Source organism: Marinobacter sp. CH_CUG1437-1, from assembly GCF_037029655.1.
Classification (GTDB): domain Bacteria; phylum Pseudomonadota; class Gammaproteobacteria; order Pseudomonadales; family Oleiphilaceae; genus Marinobacter; species Marinobacter salsuginis.
Genome location: NZ_JAYMEW010000005.1, coordinates 1 through 19037 on the forward strand (window position 1 = coordinate 1; position 19037 = coordinate 19037).

Below are 19037 nucleotides of genomic sequence, written 5' to 3' on the forward strand. Positions count from 1 at the left end.
GAAAGTTACAAGCTAGACTATGAAAGGTGGGTCAATTTTATTGGCCAAAGGTGGGTCAAAATAAATGGCCATTGACAATGCGATACCAAAATCTCAAAACCTGTATGTGCCGGAGGGGTATCAGGCTTTAAACAACCCATTCCTGGCAAAAGCGGAATATACCATTCGTAAAGCACACTACCAAACCATGAGCGCTGGTGATTTGGCAAAAAAAATGGCTGTTTCTGAACGTACGCTAAATCGTAAGTTAAAAGAGTTAACCGGAGAAACTCCTAAAGCCTTTATTGACGGGGTTAGAATAAGCCATGCTTGCACATTGTTAGCAACCACCAATACGTCCGTAAAGGAAATCGCCCTTTCCCTGGGTTATACGGACGATAGCGTATTTCGTCGTCTCTTTAAGCAGAAAATAAAAATGACACCTTCGAACTATCAACAACAAAGACGCAATAATTAAAGTTAAGCTTTTAGCCTAACGCCAGCCAGCATGCGCGGCTACGGAATGGAGGCGAAGCCGCAATGGAGTAGACGTCGCCGTGCCTGGCTTTGTTAGGTGATTAACCACGAGATACCCAGTCAGTCACTATCGATTTTGCGAGGTTAAACTCTGGCATTTTGGTCTGTGCATCAATGGTTTTTGCTGCCTCAGATGGCGTGGTATTTTTAAACTTGCACCTATTGAAATAGCTTTGTAGCTTTTGCTGGTGGCGCTTTAATGGCCGATCAGAACCAGCCAAAATCCAATACACGATATGAACAAGAGCATCCTCGTGCTTATTTTCTAGCCTGAGAATGTTGGCCATGTCTTCATGAACACTGGCATCAAGCGCGACTGCTTGCCTAGCAGTAAAGCCTGATCGGTTGGCGTGCTGCATGTAGAAAGATTTCTGATCATGATAGAAGCCCCAAGCCTCATCGTACTGCTTAGCTTTGACGGCAGCTTTAGCTTTATGACCCGCTTCCGCCGCTTTTCCCAGAAAATCATTTTGATGGAAGTCAGCCATGGCGTTTTTTGCGTAATCATCAAACTCTTGATCGGCCTTTGGCCTTTTCTTCTTGAAGATGCTGAAGAATCCCATTCAATCACCTAACGCCCGGCTCACACGCCGGTTTGGAGCCGCGAAGCGGCGGAAAATCGGTCGCCGTGCAGCCGATTGTTAAGGCTTTGGCGATTCGCTGAGCCATCCTAAGATATCTGGCAGCCCTATACTGGACAGTAAGGCAAAACCCAGCAAAGCGAATGCGAAAATTAAGAACTGCCATGGCCTGGCCCGCATGAATGAAAGCCATACCTTTATCCTTTTTACCGACTCAGGAGTACTCGGCAGGCTATGCAAAGAGACTTCAGCGGTAAGTACACGACGGGCTTTCCGTAGTGAGTTTTTGACCCCCACTCGATAAGCACTCTCATGTAAATCAAACCGATACACACTTGGATCGAACTGAATTCCGTAGGACGCAGCCTTTCTACCGATGCCCTCCGAAAAACCGCTGAGCCGATCAAGATATCTCGAATCATCAAAGAGCTCTGAGATCAGACCATTAAGCTCAGCTATTTCCTTGGAACTAATTTCAGAATTCTGGTGGCTCAGAACCTTCGCAAGCTCATCCTTTGACAATTTTTCCTTATCCGCGATCAGCTTTAACCAAACAGCGCTGACCTTTTGAAATGAAGGAACAACAAACCGATTTCCATCATATTTAGCAGACTGATAATAAGCATCTATCTCCGTGCGGGCCGTAGACTCAGACTCGCTATCAATCGCTTGTAATTTTGTCTTCAGAATTTCAAGCACAATCGATCAGTTCCATGACTCGCCTTAACGCCAATATTAAGCAGCGCCCGACTAGGGCGTCCGGTGGACGGCCGCCAGGCCGGGAACGAACTTGAATGAATGGTTAGGCATAGACTACTCCGGCGATTCCGAGTCTTGGACAGGTACCTCGGTAATGCCGGTAAAAATGCTCAAAATGCCGGCACCAATAATGAAGCCCAATGCCAAACTCAAGGACAGGCTAAACAGGAATAGTGTGATCGTGACCATCCCCAAACCTACACCTTCCATCGCCGCAATCGCCATTGCTTCCGGAGAATGCGAAATGAGACGAATACCAAATATCTTTCGCGGTTCTATCCGAAACTCCGAAAGCCAAGCTCCCACAATACATAATGGCATGCTGAGTCCCAGCATGAGCGCGATACCAGAGTGCTCATCCCACCACTCCGGTGTTGTTGCCATGGCAAGAGTGACTGCAAAGCAGGCACCGGCCACCGCATACGATATTTGTGCAACTCGCTTCATCCTGATGCGCCATTTCTGAATTCAATTTGTGCCTAACGCCGAAGCACAGCGGCGACCTTGGAGTGGCTACGAAGGAGCCACGGAAAGGGCGTCCGGCGGCCATCGGCCGCGTACTGCTGCGAATTGTTATATTTACTTGTGCTGGGCATGGAACAAAAGGTCCTGAATTACTCCCAGCGCTTTTGGGATTTCGTTTTTCCTGATATCTACACTGCCGGGAGCTACATTCTGGCCAATGAAAAATCCCCGGTACTCAAAATACCGGTTCCATGCTTCGGAGAATGATTTTCGCTCTCCGGCACCCAAGTAGGGCTCAAATTCAATCTTCGCTTTCAGGTGTTTCGTGTAAGCCTCATCGGTGAGCACTCGCGGGACATCAAGAGAGCCTTTCTCAAGCAGCAGGATTTCGTCAACAAATTGGGAGCGGAATTTAGCTGCAGCTTGGCTGAGGGCAGAGCGGCGATACATGAAAAGCGCAGAAAAATATGCGATCACCCCACCTACGATGGCTCCGACCAATGCGGCAACTACACTTTCGCTCATGCACTACCCTCGAAAAATATAACGCGGAGCTTTGCGGCAATTTTGGAGCCGCGAAGCGGTGGAAAAATTGTCCGGCAACAGCGGCTGGTTATGCATTATTCGTAGTGGCTCCAGAGCCTGAGGACCTTCACCACTCGCTCGTCCTCGAGCACTTGGTAGACCAGACGATGCTGAATATTGATGCGGCGTGAATAGGCCCCCGCGAGATCACCAATGAGCTTCTCAAACGGGGGCGGCTTGCGGTATGGATCTTCCGCTATCAGCGCTAACAGTTCCTGAGCTTTTGGTTTGAGGCCGCTGGAGGCCAACTTTTTTGCATCTTTCTGAGCTTGCTTGGTGTAAACCAACTTCCATGTCACCAGTTCAGCTCCTCATCGCATTCATCCACGGGGGTATCCATCCCTTCCCGAATAGACTCCCGCATACCGGGTACGGAGAGCAGATAAAGTGTTTCCTGAATAGCAGACCAGTCTTCTTCGGATACCAGAACAGCCTTGTTCCGCTTACCCATGATGACGATTGGTTGGTGGGACTCGGCAGTTTCATCAATCAACCGATAAAGGTTGCTGCGCGCCTCAGTTGCTGTGATTCCGGTCATGACGCACCTCTTGCGTGTTTAACTTTTAATCAAGTGTACGCTTTTGGGTACGTACGTCAAGACGAACGCATTGCATAACGCCCGGGCTCAGCGGCCGATTTGGAGGCGCACCGCGCCGGAAAAGCGGTCCGCTGCAGCCCCTGGTTATGCGTACTTTGTGACACCAACATGCTGATCAAACTGCTTTTGTTCAGTCTCAGATAATTTAGACCGATGCAATCTGAGTGAGAATCCGCCGTGCAGAACGCCACCTTCATTCACCATCCAATCCACGAGATCGGTAGCACCGACAGAGAACTGTTGTCCCACCTCGACATGAGGAAAAAACTCTGGGACCTCAAATATCTCAGCTATAAAGCCGTTTCCATCAAGGCGAGTGTTTGCCAACCACATGAAGGCAGAATTGTCGCCATCCCTGAGCTTCAGCTTAACCATGGCCTCAAACATTGGCGACCCATCTTCCGGCAACATGGCCCTAAACTTCGAAAGCGTCTCATGAGCCTGACTTATCGCATTTTGATACTCGGCACTTTGACTATCCATTTGGGAAAGGATGGGCCTGGATCTATGTCCGGCTTTCGCCCGAGATCTCGTCGAAGCATTTGCCATTCATACCAAACATTCTCGGGGTCAAGATCCACGTATCCGCGACTTTCGTCCATCTTCTTCGCATCATCTACTTCCATCATCATGCAGGACGCACCATCGCGAATAGAGATGACCTCTTCATAATCCAGAGGTGAACCCTTTTTATCTTCCGCATTAAAAAGAATTGCAGATAACGCAGGTATGAAATACGGAATCAAATTATTTGAATCCTCCGGCACCTTTCCCTCCTTCTTCCGCATAACGCTTGCAGCATGCGCGCCCACGAAATGGAGCCGAAGGCGCAATGTAGTGGGCGTCGCCGTGCCTGCACTGGTTATGTTTTGATGCCCGAATGTTCATATCACCTCCAAGGAACCATCTGGGTGAGAAACGTTGATGCTCTCGTATTGCGAAACCTCTGTATGGAAGAAGAGCGAAACATCACCTGTTAGAGCCACCTTCAGAATCAGCGGTGATTCATTGCTGATTGATACGACTTTTTTCCTTGGAACATGGATAATCCCTTCCGTAGTTACCCAGTCGCCGTCAAACCACAGACCACGGACACCAGAAACCTCGCCCTCTAACCTATGAAGGGCTTGGATCACAACCCCTTTCTCAAAGGCAACTTGGGCATCATAAGGGCCAACGGAAAGTTGGTTAACCTCTTGCCCGATTAGGTCTTGCCAGTGCGACTCTTCAGGTAGCTCGTACATATCTCACGAAACATAACAGCTAATTATACGAACGCGTTCGTATATCACCCGTTCGTAAAACCCCATTTAAAAACCATCACAAAAACATGAGTTTGCTGAATAAAAACAAGCTCTTGAGCACCACTTACCACGGCTACCGCCGGAGTTATACGCCCTTGTTTGAGCCACTCCTGCTCCTACCGTGGGCGTATAATTCCGCCCATCCTTTTCCAACTTTTTAACCCTATCAGATAGTTACCGACATTTCTCATGCGGTTTCCGGAGTTTTGCGAACGCGTTCGTATAACTCCGGCACTCTGGGTCGTGGCACTACCCTCCCAGCCACATACCTGAGATACTCATCTATACCCACCAAACAGGATGTACCGGCCGTTTCGATTCGCCAGAGCGTGGGCAAAGTTGCTCCCTGGTTTACTGGCGGAGCGACGGGGAACAATAACGACAGGAGGTCACTCCCATGAAACGCATCGCTGTCTGCCTTGATGGCACCTGGAATCGCCCGGAGGAAATCCTGGGCGAGGACTATCCCACCAACGTTCTGCAATTTGCCCGCGCCATCCGGCCTACCGACGGTAACGGGGTGGAGCAGGTGGTGTTTTACGACTGGGGCATTGGCTCCTACCACGATTCACTTCGGGCCGGTGCCACCGGGTACGGGCTGGAGAAGAACGTCATGGACGGCTATCGGTTTCTGGTGCACAACTACGAGCCGGGCGACGAAATTTTCCTGTTCGGGTTCAGTCGCGGTGCCTACACGGCCCGCAGCCTGTGCGGGATGATCAATAACTGCAGCATTGTGCGAAAGGAACATGGCAGCCGGATCGAGGAGGCCTTCAAGCTCTACAAAACCAAGAAGCACAAAGCCAATGGCGACCACTCCATGGCCTGGAAGGCGAAGTATTCGCTGGAGCAGCGCACGCCGATCCGGTTTGTCGGGGTGTGGGATACCGTGGGCGCACTGGGCCTGCCCTTCACGTTCTTCGGTCTGATCAAGGATCAGGACCTGTTCTACGATCGCAAGATCGGTAGCAACATTCGCGTCGCCCGCCACGCGCTCTCGCTGGACGAGCAGCGGGAGGATTTCGAGCCCACGCTCTGGGACCCGCGCGATGGAACGGATATGGAGCAGGTGTGGTTTGCTGGCGTGCACTCGGACGTCGGCGGCGGTTATGGCCCAGACAAGCAGGGTCGCACCCTGGCCGATATTCCCCTGCTGTGGCTGAAGGCGGAAGCGCAAAAGCAGTCCCTGGTGTTCAACGATTCCCTGCCCACCATAACCCACCCCAACGCCGCCCAGCACAACGAATACAAGGGCAAGTACAAGCTGCTGGGAAAGTTGGTGCGCAAGATACCGCAGCCAGACACCAATCGCACCTGGGTTCATCCGAGCGTGAAAGAACGCTACGCCAGTGGTTACCGCAGCGAGCCGATCGAGCAATTCGAGAAGACCCACGGCCAATGGCCACCGCTCTGGCCGGGCTAAGCCCGCGCGCGTTCAGCCTGGTTTTTGATAGACTCCACCGCCCAAAGAGTACCCGTGTAATCGCAGGGCGGTTTTAACCAACAGGAGTGTGTCAGTTGTGAAGAGCTGGATTTTTCTGGGCGTTGCCATCGTTGCGGAAGTGATTGCCACCACCGGCCTGAAAGCCAGTGAAGGCTTTACCAAACTCTGGCCCAGCCTGCTGGTGATTGCCGGCTATACGATTGCCTTTTACTTCCTGTCGCTGACCCTGAAGGAAATTCCCGTAGGCGTGGCCTATGCCATCTGGGCGGGGATGGGGGTTGTGCTGGTGGCACTTATCGGCTGGCTGATTTACGGGCAGGCTCTGAATGCCGCCACTGTGATTGGTATGGCGTTGATCATCACCGGTGTTGCGGTGATAAATCTGTTTTCCAATTCAGTCGCTCACTAACCTGCCGGTAAAACAGGAGCCTTCCGATGCACCTCCCATTCTGGCTGACCACCGCCCTGCTCTTTCCGGTACTGCTCTACCAGGGCAAGAAGGCCCGCCGCACAACGCCCAGGTTGCCGGAAGCCGGTGGCTCTCCTTCCGGTCAATACGGTGAAGGCGCTCCGGCGAGGCGAATCCTGGTGATTGGCGAATCCACAGCGGCCGGGGTTGGCGTGGAGACGCACGATCAGGGCCTGGCCAGCCAGTTGGCGAGGCAGATCCATGAGCGCACCAGCCAGACCATTGCCTGGCGCACCTTCGGGGTAAACGGTATTCGCCTGGGTGCATTGCTGAGTGAGCTGGAAACCGCCGAACTGCCAGAGGCGGATGTGGTGCTGCTGAGTATGGGCGTAAACGACACCACGGGGTTCACGCCCCGCTTTCGTTTCCGCCAGCAGCTGCGGGCATTGCGTCGATTGCTTGCGACGCGATATTCAGGGCCCATTCTGCTCCTTAGCGTGCCACCCATGCACCTGTTCACCGCGCTACCCTCGCCGCTTCGGTATGTGATGGGATGGCGGGCCCGGCAGCTGGATAACCTCTACATCCAACTGGCGCAACAATTTCCGGAAGACTTCACCTACCTGGACTATCCAGTGGTGACCGACCCGGCGCTTCTGGCCGCTGATGGCTATCACCCCGGCCAGAGGGGCTACCGGTACATTGCCGAGGCGCTGGCAGAGAGAGTGAGCCCGGCCAAGCGACTGGGCTGAACGGTTCTTCCCTTGTCAGGGGGCGAGCTTGCGCTTCAATGCCTTGGAAACCGACAGCGGCAGGCTGGGCAATGAGCGCAGCATCCAGGGCAGTATCCGGCGCTTTACCCCGCTCAGGGATTCCGGGATCACGGCTTCGATAAGGTGAGGCCCTGGCATTCTCTGGGCGTATTCAAGGGCTTTTGCCATTTCCTCGGCGGTGTGTACTCGCACACCGTGAACACCCATTCCGTTGGCCATTTCCGCAAAGTTGATCACCGGGCCCCGCAGGTCCAACTGGGATTTGGCTTTGTCGCCGGCTTCTTCCGCACCTACACGCTCCAGCTCGATATTTAGCACTGAGTAGGAAGCGTTGTTGAAGATGATGGACGTTACATTCAGTTGTTCCCGGGCCATGGTCCACAGGGCCTGGATGGTGTACATGGCGGTGCCGTCGCCAATCAGGGCGATCACCGGGCGATCCGGACAGGCCACGGCGGCACCCACGGCATTGGGCAGGCCCTGGCCGATGGCACCACCGGTGAGGGTAAGCATGTCGTGGCGGGGCGCTCCGGCGGTCATCACCGAGAGCATCAGGCTGGAGGTAATGCCCTCGTCCACAATGATCGCGTTCTCGGGCATCAGCTCACCCACCGCTTTACAGACTTTCTCGGCAGTGAGCTTGCCCCGTGGCCGGCCTGGGCGTTTCGCCGGCTGCAGCTTCGGCTCGGCCTGGCTGGCGCCAACGGCCTCGTTGAGCTTGTTCAGGCTGGCCAGGATGTCCTGATCGGGGGCCACCAGGGTATGAACCTCACAGGTGTCCGGCACCAGGTAGCTCTTCTTGCCGGGGTAGGCGAAGAAGGACACCGGCGCTTTTGAATCCACGAGGATCAGTTGTTCGATGTCGGTAAGCTGCACCGTGGCCAGTTCGGCCAGGTAGGCGATCCGTTCGATATAGGGCAGGCCGGCACCCCGCTCCATGCGGGTGGGGAAGGTTTCCGCCAGTAGGGTAACGCCGCTGTGCGCAGCCAGTTTGGCGGCCGACAGCATGCTGGGTTCACGCAGGGAATGACCGCCCATCAACAAAGCAGTCTTCTTGCCCGAACGGATGGCCTTGGCAATAGCTTCCACCGTGGCGTCGTCTGCCGGCTCCGGTGTCGGCGGCGCCATGGGTGCACTGGGCACACCGCCCTCTCCCCAGGACACATCCGCAGGAAGTATCAGTGTGGCGACTTGCCCGGGCGCGGTCTGGGCAGCGGCAATGGCTTCGGCGGCATCCTGGCACAGGGTTTCCGTGCTCTTGGCGGTGCGTACAAACCCCGGGGACACGTTGCGGGCAACGGTCTCGATATCAGACTGTAGCTGGGCATCGTATTTCACGTGGTAGGTGGCGTGGTCGCCCACAATGTTCAGCACCGGTACCTTGCCCTTGCGGGCGTTGTGCAGGTTGGCCAGGCCGTTGCCCAGCCCGCAGCCCAGGTGCAACAGGGTGGCGGCAGGCTTGTCGGCCATGCGCGCGTAGCCGTCGGCGGCGCCGGTGGCGACACCCTCGAACAGGGCAAGCACCGCCCGCATTTTGGGCTCGTCGTCCAGGGCCGCCACAAAGTGCATTTCACTGGTGCCGGGGTTGCTGAAGCAAACCTCAACACCGGCGTCCACCAGGGTTTTCATCAGGGCTTGAGCGCCGTTTGTCATTGTTGTTCTCCAAGCTTTCCGGGTTCAGGGTTTCGGTTGAATGATTTGCCCACGGGGTTCAGCCTCCGGCCACAATAGAGCGCACCGCTGCGCGGGCGGTCATGATGCAACCAGGCAGGAAGGTGCCTTCCAGAGATCGCTTACCATTGGCACCACCGCCACCGAAGCCGGCCGCCTCGCCCACGCAATAAAGGCCGGCAACAGGGTGGCCATGGGCATTGAGAACGCGACTATGCAAATCGGTCTGCAGGCCACCCAGGCTTTTGCGGGTGATCAGTTGCATGCGAATAGCGATGAAGGGGCCGGCGCCCGGTTTCTGCAGCGGGGCCGGCTTGCAGGTGCGCAGGCGGTCCGGCTTCCATTCCCGGGCGTGCTGGATCATGCGGATCTGGGGATCGTCGTGAAGGCTGGTGCCTGCGGCGAAGTTGGCATCAAAGGCATCGGCGGTGGCCTTGAGTGTGGCCGGGTTGATGTCGTTGGAACAGGTGAGCGCGTTCATCTTGCCGGCCAGTTCCGTCAGGCTGTCCGCCACCAGGAAATCCCGGCTTTCGTGCTGCATTTGTCGTATCAGGGCGTGATTGCCCAGCAACAGTTCTTTCACGAACAGTGGGAACTGTTTATCCCGGATGCGGGCGTTGTGCTCGGCGCCGGAGATGGCAAATTCCTTGGCGGCAATGCGCCAGTTCAGCAGGTGCCAGGTCCAGGGCTTTTCCTGTTCCGCCACCCTCTGGCATAGCCAGTGGGTGTCAAAGCCGGTTACCAGGGGCTCCGGGCCAATCCGCTCCCCCCGGTGGTTCAGCCACAGCGCGGATTTGCAGGGTATAGTGGACAGGCCGTGGCCGGGGAAATGGGGGTACGGATGCGGGAAGCCGGCGGCGTAATTCCACATTTCGCCGGCGTGGGTAATCTGCCCCCCGAGGGCATCGGCCACCCAGTGATGCATGCGGCCATCGGCATAGGGATGGGCACCGTTCAGCATGCGGGTGGGTTGCGGGCGATCCACCGGCCAGTTGGCGCGGCACTCCTTGTGGCTACCGTTGATGCCGCCGGTGGCCAGCACCACCGCCGAAGCCGCGAAGCGGACTTCTTCACCGGTGGCTTCGTTAATGGCCAGAGCGCCGCTGACGTTTCCTGCCTCGTGATCCAATTCGGTAATGCGGTGCTGGTGCAGCAGTGTGAGCTTGCCGCTGGTGTTCTCCCGGTGTAGCGCCGTCATCAGGCAACGCACCAGTTCTCTGGCGGTGCCCCAGACCACATGGTAGCGGGGCATACGGTTGCCATCGCCGAAACGGCCGCGCTCAACCCAGTTCACGGCGGGCAGGAACTTGATGCCTTCGTTGCTGAGCCAGTCGTAGACCTCGGAGCGTGAGTGTTCCACGTAATATTTGGCCCATTGCAGGGGCAAATCATCCTCGGGTGCCAACTCGCCAAAACTGAGCCAGTCTTCCAGGGCGATTTCCGGTGTGTCGGCAATCTTCATGCGTTTCTGCAGCGGCGTGCCCACCAGCATCATGCCGCCAAAGGCCCACAGCGCCAGGCCGCCCATCCGTTCTTCCGTGTCACGGTCCGCCAGGGTTACGGACTTACCAGCACGCAAGCCTTCAAGAGCCGCGACAATGCCTGCCAGCCCGCCGCCGACCACCAGAATATCCGAGGTAATTACCTTGGCCATATCGCATCCGACCCGATTGCAATGAGTTGTCAGGTTTAAAGATATACCGGTACCATGGCTTTAAAATTGACTTCAGAGGCCAGAAAAATTGACTTTAGAGGCCACGGTTTCCATTGGCTGGATAAACACGGTGATCGGTGCTGCCGAGAGGCTATCTGTTTCGGCGGACCAGCTGTTGGCCGCCGCAGGTATTCCGCACTCCGCCTGCGAACTGGAACGCTGGCCGATCGACGACATTACCCGGCTCTGGCACGCCGCCGAACGGTGCACTGGCGACCCGGGCTTCGGCCTGAAAGTGGGCGCGGAGTTCTCGCCGATGAGCATCAGTGGTGTCGGGTTCGCGCTGCAGTCCGCCGCCACTCTTCGGGAGGCCATTGTGATGGTTCAGCGTTTCCAGCGGCTGATCTCCGATGGCGGACGCTTTCAGGTTGTCGCCGGCAACTCCGCGACCTGGCTGGTTTACCATCCACGGCAGGGCCGGCTGGCATTCAGTCCCCATCAGATCGAGGCGGTGCTGGCGTCGGTGGTGGGCTTCGGGAGCTGGGTTACGGGAATCCGGATGCAACCGGCCCGGGTGCAATTCAGCCAACCCCGGCTAGGGCCCTTGGCCGGGTACCAGACCGTATTCAATTGCCCGGTGGAGTTCGAGCAGGCGTTCAGCGGGGTACTGATCGATAACAGCGTTCTGGACCAGCCCCTACCCCAGGCCGACCCTCAGCTTGCGCAAGTGCACGAGCGCTACACAACCGCTCGCCTCGCCGCCCTCTCCATCAACAGTGCGTCGGCGCCGGAGATACGAAGGTGGCTAACCACACGCATTGGGCCGGTGCTGCCCCGCCGTGCAGACGCCGCGGAAGCCTTGGGCATCAGCGAACGCAGCCTGGCCCGGCGGCTTCGAAAACAAGGCCAGACCTTCGATGGGCTTGTTGACGACGTTCGCCGCGAAAAGGCTCTGCAGGCGGTGGCCGATTCCAGCTCTTCCCTACCCGAAATCGCCGAGGCGCTGGGCTTTGCCGAGGTAAGCACGTTTTACCGCGCGTTCCGGCGCTGGACAGGCATGCCGCCAGTGCGGTGGCGCAAGCAGAAGCATCTGGGCTAACGAGAGCTTTACCTCTCAGGATGGGTTGCCGCCCAAGGGCAAATTCCTGTTGAGCAGCAGCGAACCAGCAAGTACCCTGCTGAACAGACACCACAGCCCGAGGCCTCATGAAGCCCGACTCCCATCAGCTCCCAGGCAATGCCATCGACGCACAGAGTTCGCATTCGCCCGAGCGCGTCGCTGAGCTGATTCACCATGTGGCTCAGAAAGACCGCCAGGCTTTCGCCCTCCTCTACAAGGCAACGGCCCCGAAACTTCTGGGCACCGTGTTGCGTATCCTCAGAGACAGGGCATGGGCAGACGATGTTATCCAGGACACTTACCTCAAGATCTGGCAAAGGGCCGAACAGTTTCAGGACGGCAAATCCTCGCCCATCACCTGGCTGGTTTCGATCGCCCGTAACAGCGCAATTGATGAGCTGCGCAAACACCCTGCCGGTCGCACCACGAACAGCGATGAGCTGGACGAGATGCCGGGAAGACAGTCAACGGCCCAGGAACAGTTGGAAGACCAGCGGGCGGCAAATAAACTGAATCACTGCATCGACCAACTGGAGAAAGACCGACAGGACATGGTACGCCTGGCCTACCTCAACGGCTGGTCCCGGGAAGAACTGGCAAGCCAGTTCGAGCAGCCAGTAAATACCATAAAGACCTGGCTGCACCGCGCCCTGAAACAGATCAAAAGGTGCCTGGAATCATGACGGAACGCGACGACCTGGACATGCTGGTTGCAGAGTACGTTCTGGGCACCTTGCCGGCCCCGGAGCGGGAGTATGTTGAAACCCGACGCCGCGAGGATCCCAAGGTAGAAACTCTAATCCTGCAGTGGGAAGAGCGACTGGGCAGGCTGGCAGATGAAGCCGAGCCCGTTCAGCCCTCGCCTGCGCTGTTTGCAAAAATCGAGAAGGCGCTGGACCGCATCGAATCGACACCCCGGCAGCCTTCCGAAACCCTCAAAGTGGTTGCTTTGCGCAGCCAGCTGAACCGCTGGCGCTGGAGTACGGCGATTGCTTCGGCGGCGGCCCTGGTGTTGGTGTCCATTCTGTTATTCCAGCCACAACCCACGCCACAAACTCAGTCGTTCGTGGCGGTGTTCCAGCATAATGATGAACAGCCGGCCTTCCTGCTTACAGTGGACCTGGAGGCGCAACGGCTCAATATCCGGCCGGTGACCGCCGAGCCAAGGCCCGGAAAATCCTATCAGTTGTGGATCAAGGCGGACGAGCTGGGACCAAACCCGCGTTCAGTGGGCGTTCTGGGCAACGATTTCAGGCTTGATGAGGGAGCATTGAGCGGTTACGAACCGGCCCTTCTCAAGGAAGCCACGTTTGGCATCAGTGTCGAGCCCGAGGGCGGCTCACCGACAGGTCAACCCACCGGGCCGGCGATTCATGGCTACCTCTACCCCACCGATGGGAACAATCCTTAGTCAGCATCACAAAAAAATCACCGGTGCCTGAAACTTTGCGCATCCGCTCCCGTAGCTGCAGTTAACCCGCCCAACAACAACCCAACGGGCGGGAAATACTGAGACTAAGGAGAACGCAATGACCAAGCACGCAAAAACATCCACACTTCTGGCAGCCCTGGTTTCCGGCGCATTCGCAACCGGCTCGGCACTGGCCGCTGAGCACAAAGCGGGAGTCTGGACCAATGATCAGTCCGTTGCCAACGGTGTAGTATCCGCCAGGAAAGTGGTTGCCGAACAGAATGGCTGGCTGGTGGTTCACCGCACCGACGAATCCATGAAGCCCGGCCCTGTCGTTGCCCATGCACCATTGCGCAAAGGCATGAACATGGATGTCGCGGCTATCCTGACCGAAGAGGTGCAATCCGGTGACATGCTGATGCTGATGGTTCACAGCGAAGACGGTGGCATGAAAACCGGAATTTTCGAGTACACCCTGGGTGCCAAGGAAGACGGCCCGATCAAGCGGGACGGAAAGCTGGTGATGTCGACCATTACCGCGAAATAATCGCTGCGGAATTGCCGGCTGCTAGGCTGACTGGCGAAAGCGGCCGGCAACACGAACCGCAAACAAACCTACCTGCCATCTCCCTTCACGCCCAACCTGTCCAGATACAGATGAAGCTCCGCCTCGCTCATATCCACGTATTCGAGCACCCGGCCATACAGCATGGCAGTCGGCACGTTGCGGCCTTCCAGCTCGCGCTGTGTTTCCTGCAGAACGTAAAGAATGATTCGCTCGGTACGCGTCAGGCCATCGCGCACATCGGGGATGACTTCAAGGAGGGCTTGATGATCGTCTGAAAATTCCATCATGTACTCGGAATGGGGCCTCGTTCCAGTATATGGTAGCAGGCCGGCAGCGAAGCCCACAGAGGACAGCGCTGCCTTTTCGTGCCTTATCAGATCTGTTTGAAGACCACCTCAGACAGCCGGCTGCGGTTGCCATCGGTATCCAGGGTGCGGATAGCGAAGTACCAGGTGCCCTCAGTCAGCTCGTTTACCAGCAACTCATCCACAGAGGCATCACCAATGGCCAGGCTCTGGTCCAGGTTTTCAGCGCTGGTGCCGTAAACCACCTCGAAGCCTGCGATTTCGCCCATGGCCAGGCTCTCGCCATTCTCCCGGGTCAGCGGCGCGGTCCAGCTCAGCAGTGCTGTATTTACCGGGACGGTTTCCTCGGGCGTGGGTTCGGTGACTGGCCCACTGGTTTCAGTGTCTGTCCCGGTATCTGCGACGGTTTCGTCAGTCGTGGTATCAGTGGTTGTATCACCGCCTGAGGTGACATCGCCTGACGTATCGGGCTCGGTTGTACCGGCAACCTGCTCGTCTGTTGAACCAGTCGAGGTATCGGTAGAGGTATCCGTACTGGTATCCGTTGAGGTGTCAGTGGTGGTCTCGCCCGAGTCGGCAACACCGGTGTCAGTCTCTTCGTTTACATCGGCAATGGTTTTAAAACGCTGCACGTTGCGGTACTCGACAACCACCAGCTTCTGGCTGATGACGCTCGAATCCACCATATTCTGAAGCTCAGATGACTGCAGGGCAGCGGCACTGACTAGATCCGCCAGCGCCACATTGGTGCCGTCACCCATCACGCTGATCTGGCCGCTGGCACTGACCTGTGAGGTAACATCCGCCAGCACATCAGAGATCGAATCCCACTGGGTGTTGTCGTTAACCAGAGCCAGAAAAGCCGCGTTGGCAATCGCCACCTGAATGGCGTCAGCGGATACGTCAGTCATTTCATCCAGGCTGGTCAGATCCGGCGGGGTCAGGCGAAGAGCGCCGGCCGGGAGCCCGAACCAGTTTTCGACCGTGGAATAGGCATTGGAAATGGCAACCGGTGAAAGGCCGTCGCCGCTGCGCTCGGCCAATTTCACGGCCAAGTGGGTCAGCGGAGTAAGGTTGACGGTTTCCATGCGCAGATCGCCGGCACCAAGGAGGCTGAAACTGCTATCCAGCGGCATGGGCTGACCAAATGCCACCGGCGCACTACCCGCCTGATCACACTGGGGCACCACATCGCAGATCATACGGGTGCCGCCATCAGCCGTCAGTTCAACCAGGGCCCAGCCTTCGGCCTTACCGCGAAGCTGCCACTCGTAACTGCCGTCGTCTGCCGTCAACACCGGTTTTGCTGCCTGGCGCTGGGGGGCGTAATAGCCATCTTTGTCCGCAATCAGACGGTTGGCAACAACCAGCCCCTGCTGGATGACACCTTTCATCGCTGCGCCAGCAATCTGGACCGTTGGCTCGGCCGCGACCGAAGCCTGTGTCGAGGCATTGTCGTCTTCACTGGAAATGTCCAGACCGCAGCCCGATAGCAAGACCGCCGCAGGTAACATCAGCAGTCCTTGCTTCGTTAGTTTTTTGCCGCAATATGACATCGTTTCACACCAATTAATTGACGAATTTGAGCGAATCTTACAGCGGCACTTTTCGGTTATATGCGGCGCAGTTCCGGATTTACCGGGGCAAGTCCGTCAGGAATTTGGCGGTTACGGAGGGATACACGTTGTGATGGAAGGTTACAGCCTGGCGCCCGAATCAGGATACATAAGGTGTTGTTTAATCGTGATTTTGTGTGCGACGCTCTTTTTCAGGCTTTGAGCTTATAAGGATCGGCGGACTCCCCGATTACAAATTTAAACGTTGACAGAACGAGAGCGATTTCACAGTTTTCCGGAGAATCAAACGCCCAACCTGTCGCGCAACGCGTAATACCAGGCGCCCATTGCCGTCAAAGGCACCCGGAAGGCACGGCCACCCGGGAACGGGTAATGCGGCAGGCTGGCGAAGGCATCAAACCTTTCCGCCTGGTCCTGGATTGCCAGTGCCAATGCCTTCCCAGCCACATGTGTGAAAGTGACCCCATGGCCAGAGCAGCCCTGGGAATAGAACACGTTCTCGTGCAACCGGCCGAGCTGGGGCAGGCGCGACAGGGTGAGGAGAAAATTCCCGGTCCAGGCGTAATCAATCTTCACTTTCGCCAGTTGCGGGAAGGTCTTCAGCATATTGGGGCGGATCAGCCGCTCGATATTAGCCGGATCGCGGGCGCCGTAGACCACGCCCCCGCCATAGATCAGACGCTTGTCGCCAGACAGCCGGAAATAGTCCAGCAGATAGTTGCAGTCCTCAACGCAGTTGTCCTTAGGAAGCAATTCTCTGGCAACGGCTTCATCCAACGGCTCGGTGGCAATGATCTGCGAGCCGCATGGCATGGATTTGGCCCCGAGTTCCGGCACCAGGCCACCAAGATAGGCGTTGCCCGCCAGTACGACAGCCTGGGCCTTCACTTCTCCAATGTCGGTTTTTACGGTTACGGTTTTACCGGGGACGATGCTCATTACCGTTGAGTGCTCGTGAATCACGCCGCCACGCGACTCGAGGGCCGCGGCTTCGCCAAGAGCCAGGTTTAGGGGATGAATGTGCCCGCCGGTATGATCAATAGCGCCGCCGACATACCGTTCTGTACCAACCCGGGAACGGATAGCGTTGCGATCCAGCAATTCCAGCTGGTCATACCCGTACCGGCGCCACAGCGCCTGCTGGGATTCCAGATGCTTAAGCTGCTTTGAGTTGAGCGCGGCAAAGATACCGCCCTCTTTCAGGTCGCAGTGTATGCCGTAGCTCTTCACCCTCTGGCGGATAATCTGACTGCCCTCGAAGGCCATTTCAGCCAGCAAACCCAGGTGCTCTTTAGAGGTCTGGCGCTCGATGCTGTCCAGGTCGCGGCTGAAGCTGTTGACTATCTGCCCGCCATTGCGACCCGACGCACCCCAGCCAACGGTTGCGGCCTCCAGAACCACCACCCTGAACCCGGCCTCTGCCAGGAACAGTGCCGTGGACAGGCCGGTATAACCGGCACCTACGACACACACATCCGCCTCGCAGGACCCGCGCAGAGCCGGGCGCACAGGGGCCGGGTTGGCTGAAGCTGCGTAATACGAGAGAACCGGGGGATACTCGATCATGATGTGACGCCAGAGAGAGTTAAAGAGACGTTCAGAAGCCGGCGGCGATGCTGCGCGCCGCAGAAAGTCTATGCCAGCGCCGGGCGTTCGGAAAGACACGTTCTTATACCTATATCGAGGGCGGCGCCCGGGCATGAAAGTGCTGCTATGATTGCTCAACTCTAAAGCCTGCGAGGCGCCCATGAATCAATCCGTCAGCTCTTCTACTCCTACCAGCCAGTCCGAATGGCAAGCACTGGCAGACAACCTCACAATCGAGGGCCGCGCTTACCTGAACGGCGCCTATCAGTGGGCCGTTGATGGTGGAACGTTTGCTTCAATCAGTCCGATTGACAGTCGGGAATTGTCTGTCGTTGCCAGCTGTGACCAGCGCGATGCGGACCAGGCCGTTGTAGCCGCCAGGAACGCCTTCGAGGCGGGCATCTGGAGGCAACTGGCCCCTGCCAAACGCAAGGCGGTTCTGCTGCGGTTTGCTGATCTTATCGAAGCCCACGGCGACGAGCTTGCCCTGCTGGAAACCCTGGACATGGGCAAGCCCATCAGCCACGCCAGGACCGTGGACGTACCGGCCACCGCCCGGGCAATCCGCTGGACCGCCGAGGCCATCGACAAGGTGTACGGTGAACTTGCGCCTACCCCCCACAACCAGATCGGCATGATTTCCCGGGAGCCCATGGGTGTGGTGGCGGCCATCGTGCCCTGGAACTTTCCGATGATCATGGCGGCCTGGAAAATCGCGCCGGCCCTGGCCACAGGCAATTCGGTAATACTCAAACCCTCCGAGAAATCGCCCCTGAGCGCCATCCGCCTGGCCGCCCTTGCCGAAGAAGCAGGCGTTCCCGCGGGCGTTTTTAATGTGCTTCCAGGCTATGGCCACACCGTGGGTAAGGCTTTGGCCCTGCACATGGACGTGGATTGCCTGGTGTTTACCGGCTCTACGAATGTGGCCAAGCAGCTGATGGTTTACGCCGGCCAATCCAACATGAAACGGGTGTGGCTGGAAGCCGGTGGCAAGAGCCCCAACATTGTCTTCGCTGATGCGCCAGACCTGAAAAAGGCCGCTGCCGAGGCAGCCAGTGCCATTGCCTTCAACCAGGGCGAGGTGTGCACCGCCGGCAGTCGCCTTCTGGTGGAAAACAGCATTCGTGGCGAGTTTGTCGGGCTGATTCGCGAGGCCCTGAAAACCTGGCGCCCCGGCCACCCGCTGGACCCGGCCACCACTTGTGGCGCAATCGTCGACCAGGGACAGCTGGATCGTATTATCGACTACATTGGCATCGGCCAGTCTGAGGGCGCACGCCTGGTGGAAGGTGGCCAGCGGATCATGGAAGAAACCGGCGGACTGTTCGTTCAGCCCACGGTGTTTAACGGGGTGAACAACCAGATGCGCATCGCCTCGGAGGAAATCTTCGGGCCGGTGCTCTCTGTGATCGGATTCGACACCCCAGACGAAGCTGTCGCGATTGCCAACGATACCATCTACGGCCTGGCCGCTGCGGTTTGGACCTCTAATATCAATACCGCCCACAGGGTGGCCAAGGCCCTGCGGGCCGGCAGCGTGTGGATCAACCACTATGACGGCGGCGACATGACAGCGCCTTTCGGTGGCTTCAAGCAGTCCGGCAACGGCCGCGACAAGTCGGTCCACGCCTTCGACAAGTACACGGAACTGAAGGCCACCTGGCTGGTGCTGGAATAGTTCGGCGCAGTCCGGCAAACGAAAAACGGCGC

At 57.2% G+C, this 19037-nt stretch carries 23 protein-coding genes; 9 read left to right on the forward strand and 14 right to left on the reverse strand.

Features of this window, described 5'->3' with window-relative positions; genetic code table 11:
* Positions 1-64 precede the first annotated feature (64 nt).
* The gene (locus tag WA411_RS13605; RefSeq protein ID WP_291909478.1) at positions 65-457 is read left to right on the forward strand and encodes a helix-turn-helix domain-containing protein; all 393 of its coding nucleotides are present in this window, start codon (positions 65-67) and stop codon (positions 455-457) included.
* Positions 458-557: 100 nt separating this feature from the next.
* On the opposite strand, the gene WA411_RS13610 is transcribed toward WA411_RS13605, so the two are convergent.
* From WA411_RS13610 to WA411_RS13650, 9 genes are all read right to left on the reverse strand, one after another.
* Complete coding sequence (locus WA411_RS13610; RefSeq protein ID WP_291909481.1) at positions 558-1079, reverse strand: hypothetical protein; 522 nt, start codon at positions 1077-1079, stop codon at positions 558-560.
* Positions 1080-1157: 78 nt separating this feature from the next.
* Positions 1158-1796, reverse strand: a complete 639-nt coding sequence (locus tag WA411_RS13615) for a hypothetical protein (RefSeq protein WP_044630829.1) — start codon at positions 1794-1796, stop codon at positions 1158-1160.
* A 114-nt stretch (positions 1797-1910) separates the two neighbouring features.
* Positions 1911-2303 (reverse strand): hypothetical protein, encoded by a 393-nt coding sequence (locus WA411_RS13620; RefSeq protein ID WP_291909484.1) that lies wholly within the window; start codon positions 2301-2303, stop codon positions 1911-1913.
* Positions 2304-2435: 132 nt separating this feature from the next.
* The gene (locus tag WA411_RS13625; RefSeq protein WP_291909487.1) at positions 2436-2846 is read right to left on the reverse strand and encodes a hypothetical protein; all 411 of its coding nucleotides are present in this window, start codon (positions 2844-2846) and stop codon (positions 2436-2438) included.
* Between the two features lie 95 nt (positions 2847-2941).
* Positions 2942-3205, reverse strand: a complete 264-nt coding sequence (locus WA411_RS13630; protein ID WP_072822502.1) for a Txe/YoeB family addiction module toxin — start codon at positions 3203-3205, stop codon at positions 2942-2944.
* Positions 3202-3444, reverse strand: coding sequence for a type II toxin-antitoxin system Phd/YefM family antitoxin (locus WA411_RS13635; RefSeq protein ID WP_291909495.1), 243 nt, complete (start codon positions 3442-3444; stop codon positions 3202-3204). The genes WA411_RS13630 and WA411_RS13635 overlap by 4 nt, the downstream gene beginning before the upstream one ends.
* A gap of 144 nt (positions 3445-3588) precedes the next feature.
* Positions 3589-4053, reverse strand: a complete 465-nt coding sequence (locus tag WA411_RS13640) for a DUF2314 domain-containing protein (RefSeq protein ID WP_336064763.1) — start codon at positions 4051-4053, stop codon at positions 3589-3591.
* Positions 3951-4271: a hypothetical protein gene (locus WA411_RS13645; RefSeq protein ID WP_291909497.1), complete on the reverse strand. Its 321-nt coding sequence runs from the start codon at positions 4269-4271 to the stop codon at positions 3951-3953. Before WA411_RS13645 ends, WA411_RS13640 begins: the two co-directional genes overlap by 103 nt.
* Before the next feature lie 117 nt (positions 4272-4388).
* On the reverse strand, positions 4389-4748 hold the full coding sequence (locus WA411_RS13650; RefSeq protein ID WP_291909500.1) for a hypothetical protein: 360 nt from the start codon (positions 4746-4748) through the stop codon (positions 4389-4391).
* A gap of 457 nt (positions 4749-5205) precedes the next feature.
* Here WA411_RS13650 and WA411_RS13655 point away from each other — a divergent pair, with 457 nt between their 5' ends.
* From WA411_RS13655 to WA411_RS13665, 3 genes are all read left to right on the forward strand, one after another.
* The gene (locus tag WA411_RS13655) at positions 5206-6231 is read left to right on the forward strand and encodes a DUF2235 domain-containing protein (protein ID WP_291909502.1); all 1026 of its coding nucleotides are present in this window, start codon (positions 5206-5208) and stop codon (positions 6229-6231) included.
* Positions 6232-6328: 97 nt separating this feature from the next.
* Positions 6329-6661 carry a DMT family transporter gene (locus WA411_RS13660; RefSeq protein WP_291909504.1) on the forward strand — a complete coding sequence of 111 codons (333 nt, stop codon included), beginning with the start codon at positions 6329-6331 and terminating at the stop codon, positions 6659-6661.
* A gap of 26 nt (positions 6662-6687) precedes the next feature.
* Entirely contained in the window at positions 6688-7413 is a 726-nt protein-coding gene (locus tag WA411_RS13665) for an SGNH/GDSL hydrolase family protein (RefSeq protein ID WP_286810339.1), read from the forward strand.
* A gap of 15 nt (positions 7414-7428) precedes the next feature.
* Here WA411_RS13665 and WA411_RS13670 read toward each other — a convergent pair whose 3' ends face one another.
* Together WA411_RS13670 and WA411_RS13675 are read right to left on the reverse strand one after the other, a co-directional pair.
* Positions 7429-9087 (reverse strand): acetolactate synthase large subunit, encoded by a 1659-nt coding sequence (locus WA411_RS13670; RefSeq protein WP_291909510.1) that lies wholly within the window; start codon positions 9085-9087, stop codon positions 7429-7431.
* A gap of 58 nt (positions 9088-9145) precedes the next feature.
* A complete protein-coding gene (locus tag WA411_RS13675; protein ID WP_291909512.1) occupies positions 9146-10759 on the reverse strand; it encodes an FAD-dependent oxidoreductase in 1614 nt (537 codons plus the stop codon).
* Between the two features lie 88 nt (positions 10760-10847).
* On the opposite strand from WA411_RS13675, the gene WA411_RS13680 reads away from it, so the two are divergent.
* From WA411_RS13680 to WA411_RS13695, 4 genes are all read left to right on the forward strand, one after another.
* Positions 10848-11858 (forward strand): AraC family transcriptional regulator, encoded by a 1011-nt coding sequence (locus tag WA411_RS13680; RefSeq protein ID WP_291909514.1) that lies wholly within the window; start codon positions 10848-10850, stop codon positions 11856-11858.
* 107 nt (positions 11859-11965) lie between these two features.
* Positions 11966-12562, forward strand: a complete 597-nt coding sequence (locus WA411_RS13685; protein WP_291909517.1) for a sigma-70 family RNA polymerase sigma factor — start codon at positions 11966-11968, stop codon at positions 12560-12562.
* On the forward strand, positions 12559-13290 hold the full coding sequence (locus tag WA411_RS13690; RefSeq protein WP_291909520.1) for an anti-sigma factor: 732 nt from the start codon (positions 12559-12561) through the stop codon (positions 13288-13290). The genes WA411_RS13685 and WA411_RS13690 overlap by 4 nt, the downstream gene beginning before the upstream one ends.
* A gap of 118 nt (positions 13291-13408) precedes the next feature.
* Positions 13409-13837, forward strand: a complete 429-nt coding sequence (locus tag WA411_RS13695; protein WP_291909523.1) for a DUF7282 domain-containing protein — start codon at positions 13409-13411, stop codon at positions 13835-13837.
* Positions 13838-13905: 68 nt separating this feature from the next.
* Here WA411_RS13695 and WA411_RS13700 read toward each other — a convergent pair whose 3' ends face one another.
* From WA411_RS13700 to WA411_RS13710, 3 genes are all read right to left on the reverse strand, one after another.
* Entirely contained in the window at positions 13906-14142 is a 237-nt protein-coding gene (locus tag WA411_RS13700) for a hypothetical protein (protein ID WP_136629370.1), read from the reverse strand.
* 89 nt (positions 14143-14231) lie between these two features.
* Positions 14232-15677, reverse strand: a complete 1446-nt coding sequence (locus tag WA411_RS13705) for a fibronectin type III domain-containing protein (RefSeq protein ID WP_291909528.1) — start codon at positions 15675-15677, stop codon at positions 14232-14234.
* A 345-nt stretch (positions 15678-16022) separates the two neighbouring features.
* Positions 16023-17306: an NAD(P)/FAD-dependent oxidoreductase gene (locus WA411_RS13710; protein ID WP_291909530.1), complete on the reverse strand. Its 1284-nt coding sequence runs from the start codon at positions 17304-17306 to the stop codon at positions 16023-16025.
* Between the two features lie 181 nt (positions 17307-17487).
* Here WA411_RS13710 and WA411_RS13715 point away from each other — a divergent pair, with 181 nt between their 5' ends.
* Entirely contained in the window at positions 17488-19005 is a 1518-nt protein-coding gene (locus WA411_RS13715; protein ID WP_291909532.1) for an aldehyde dehydrogenase, read from the forward strand.
* The last annotated feature ends 32 nt before the right edge of the window (positions 19006-19037 follow it).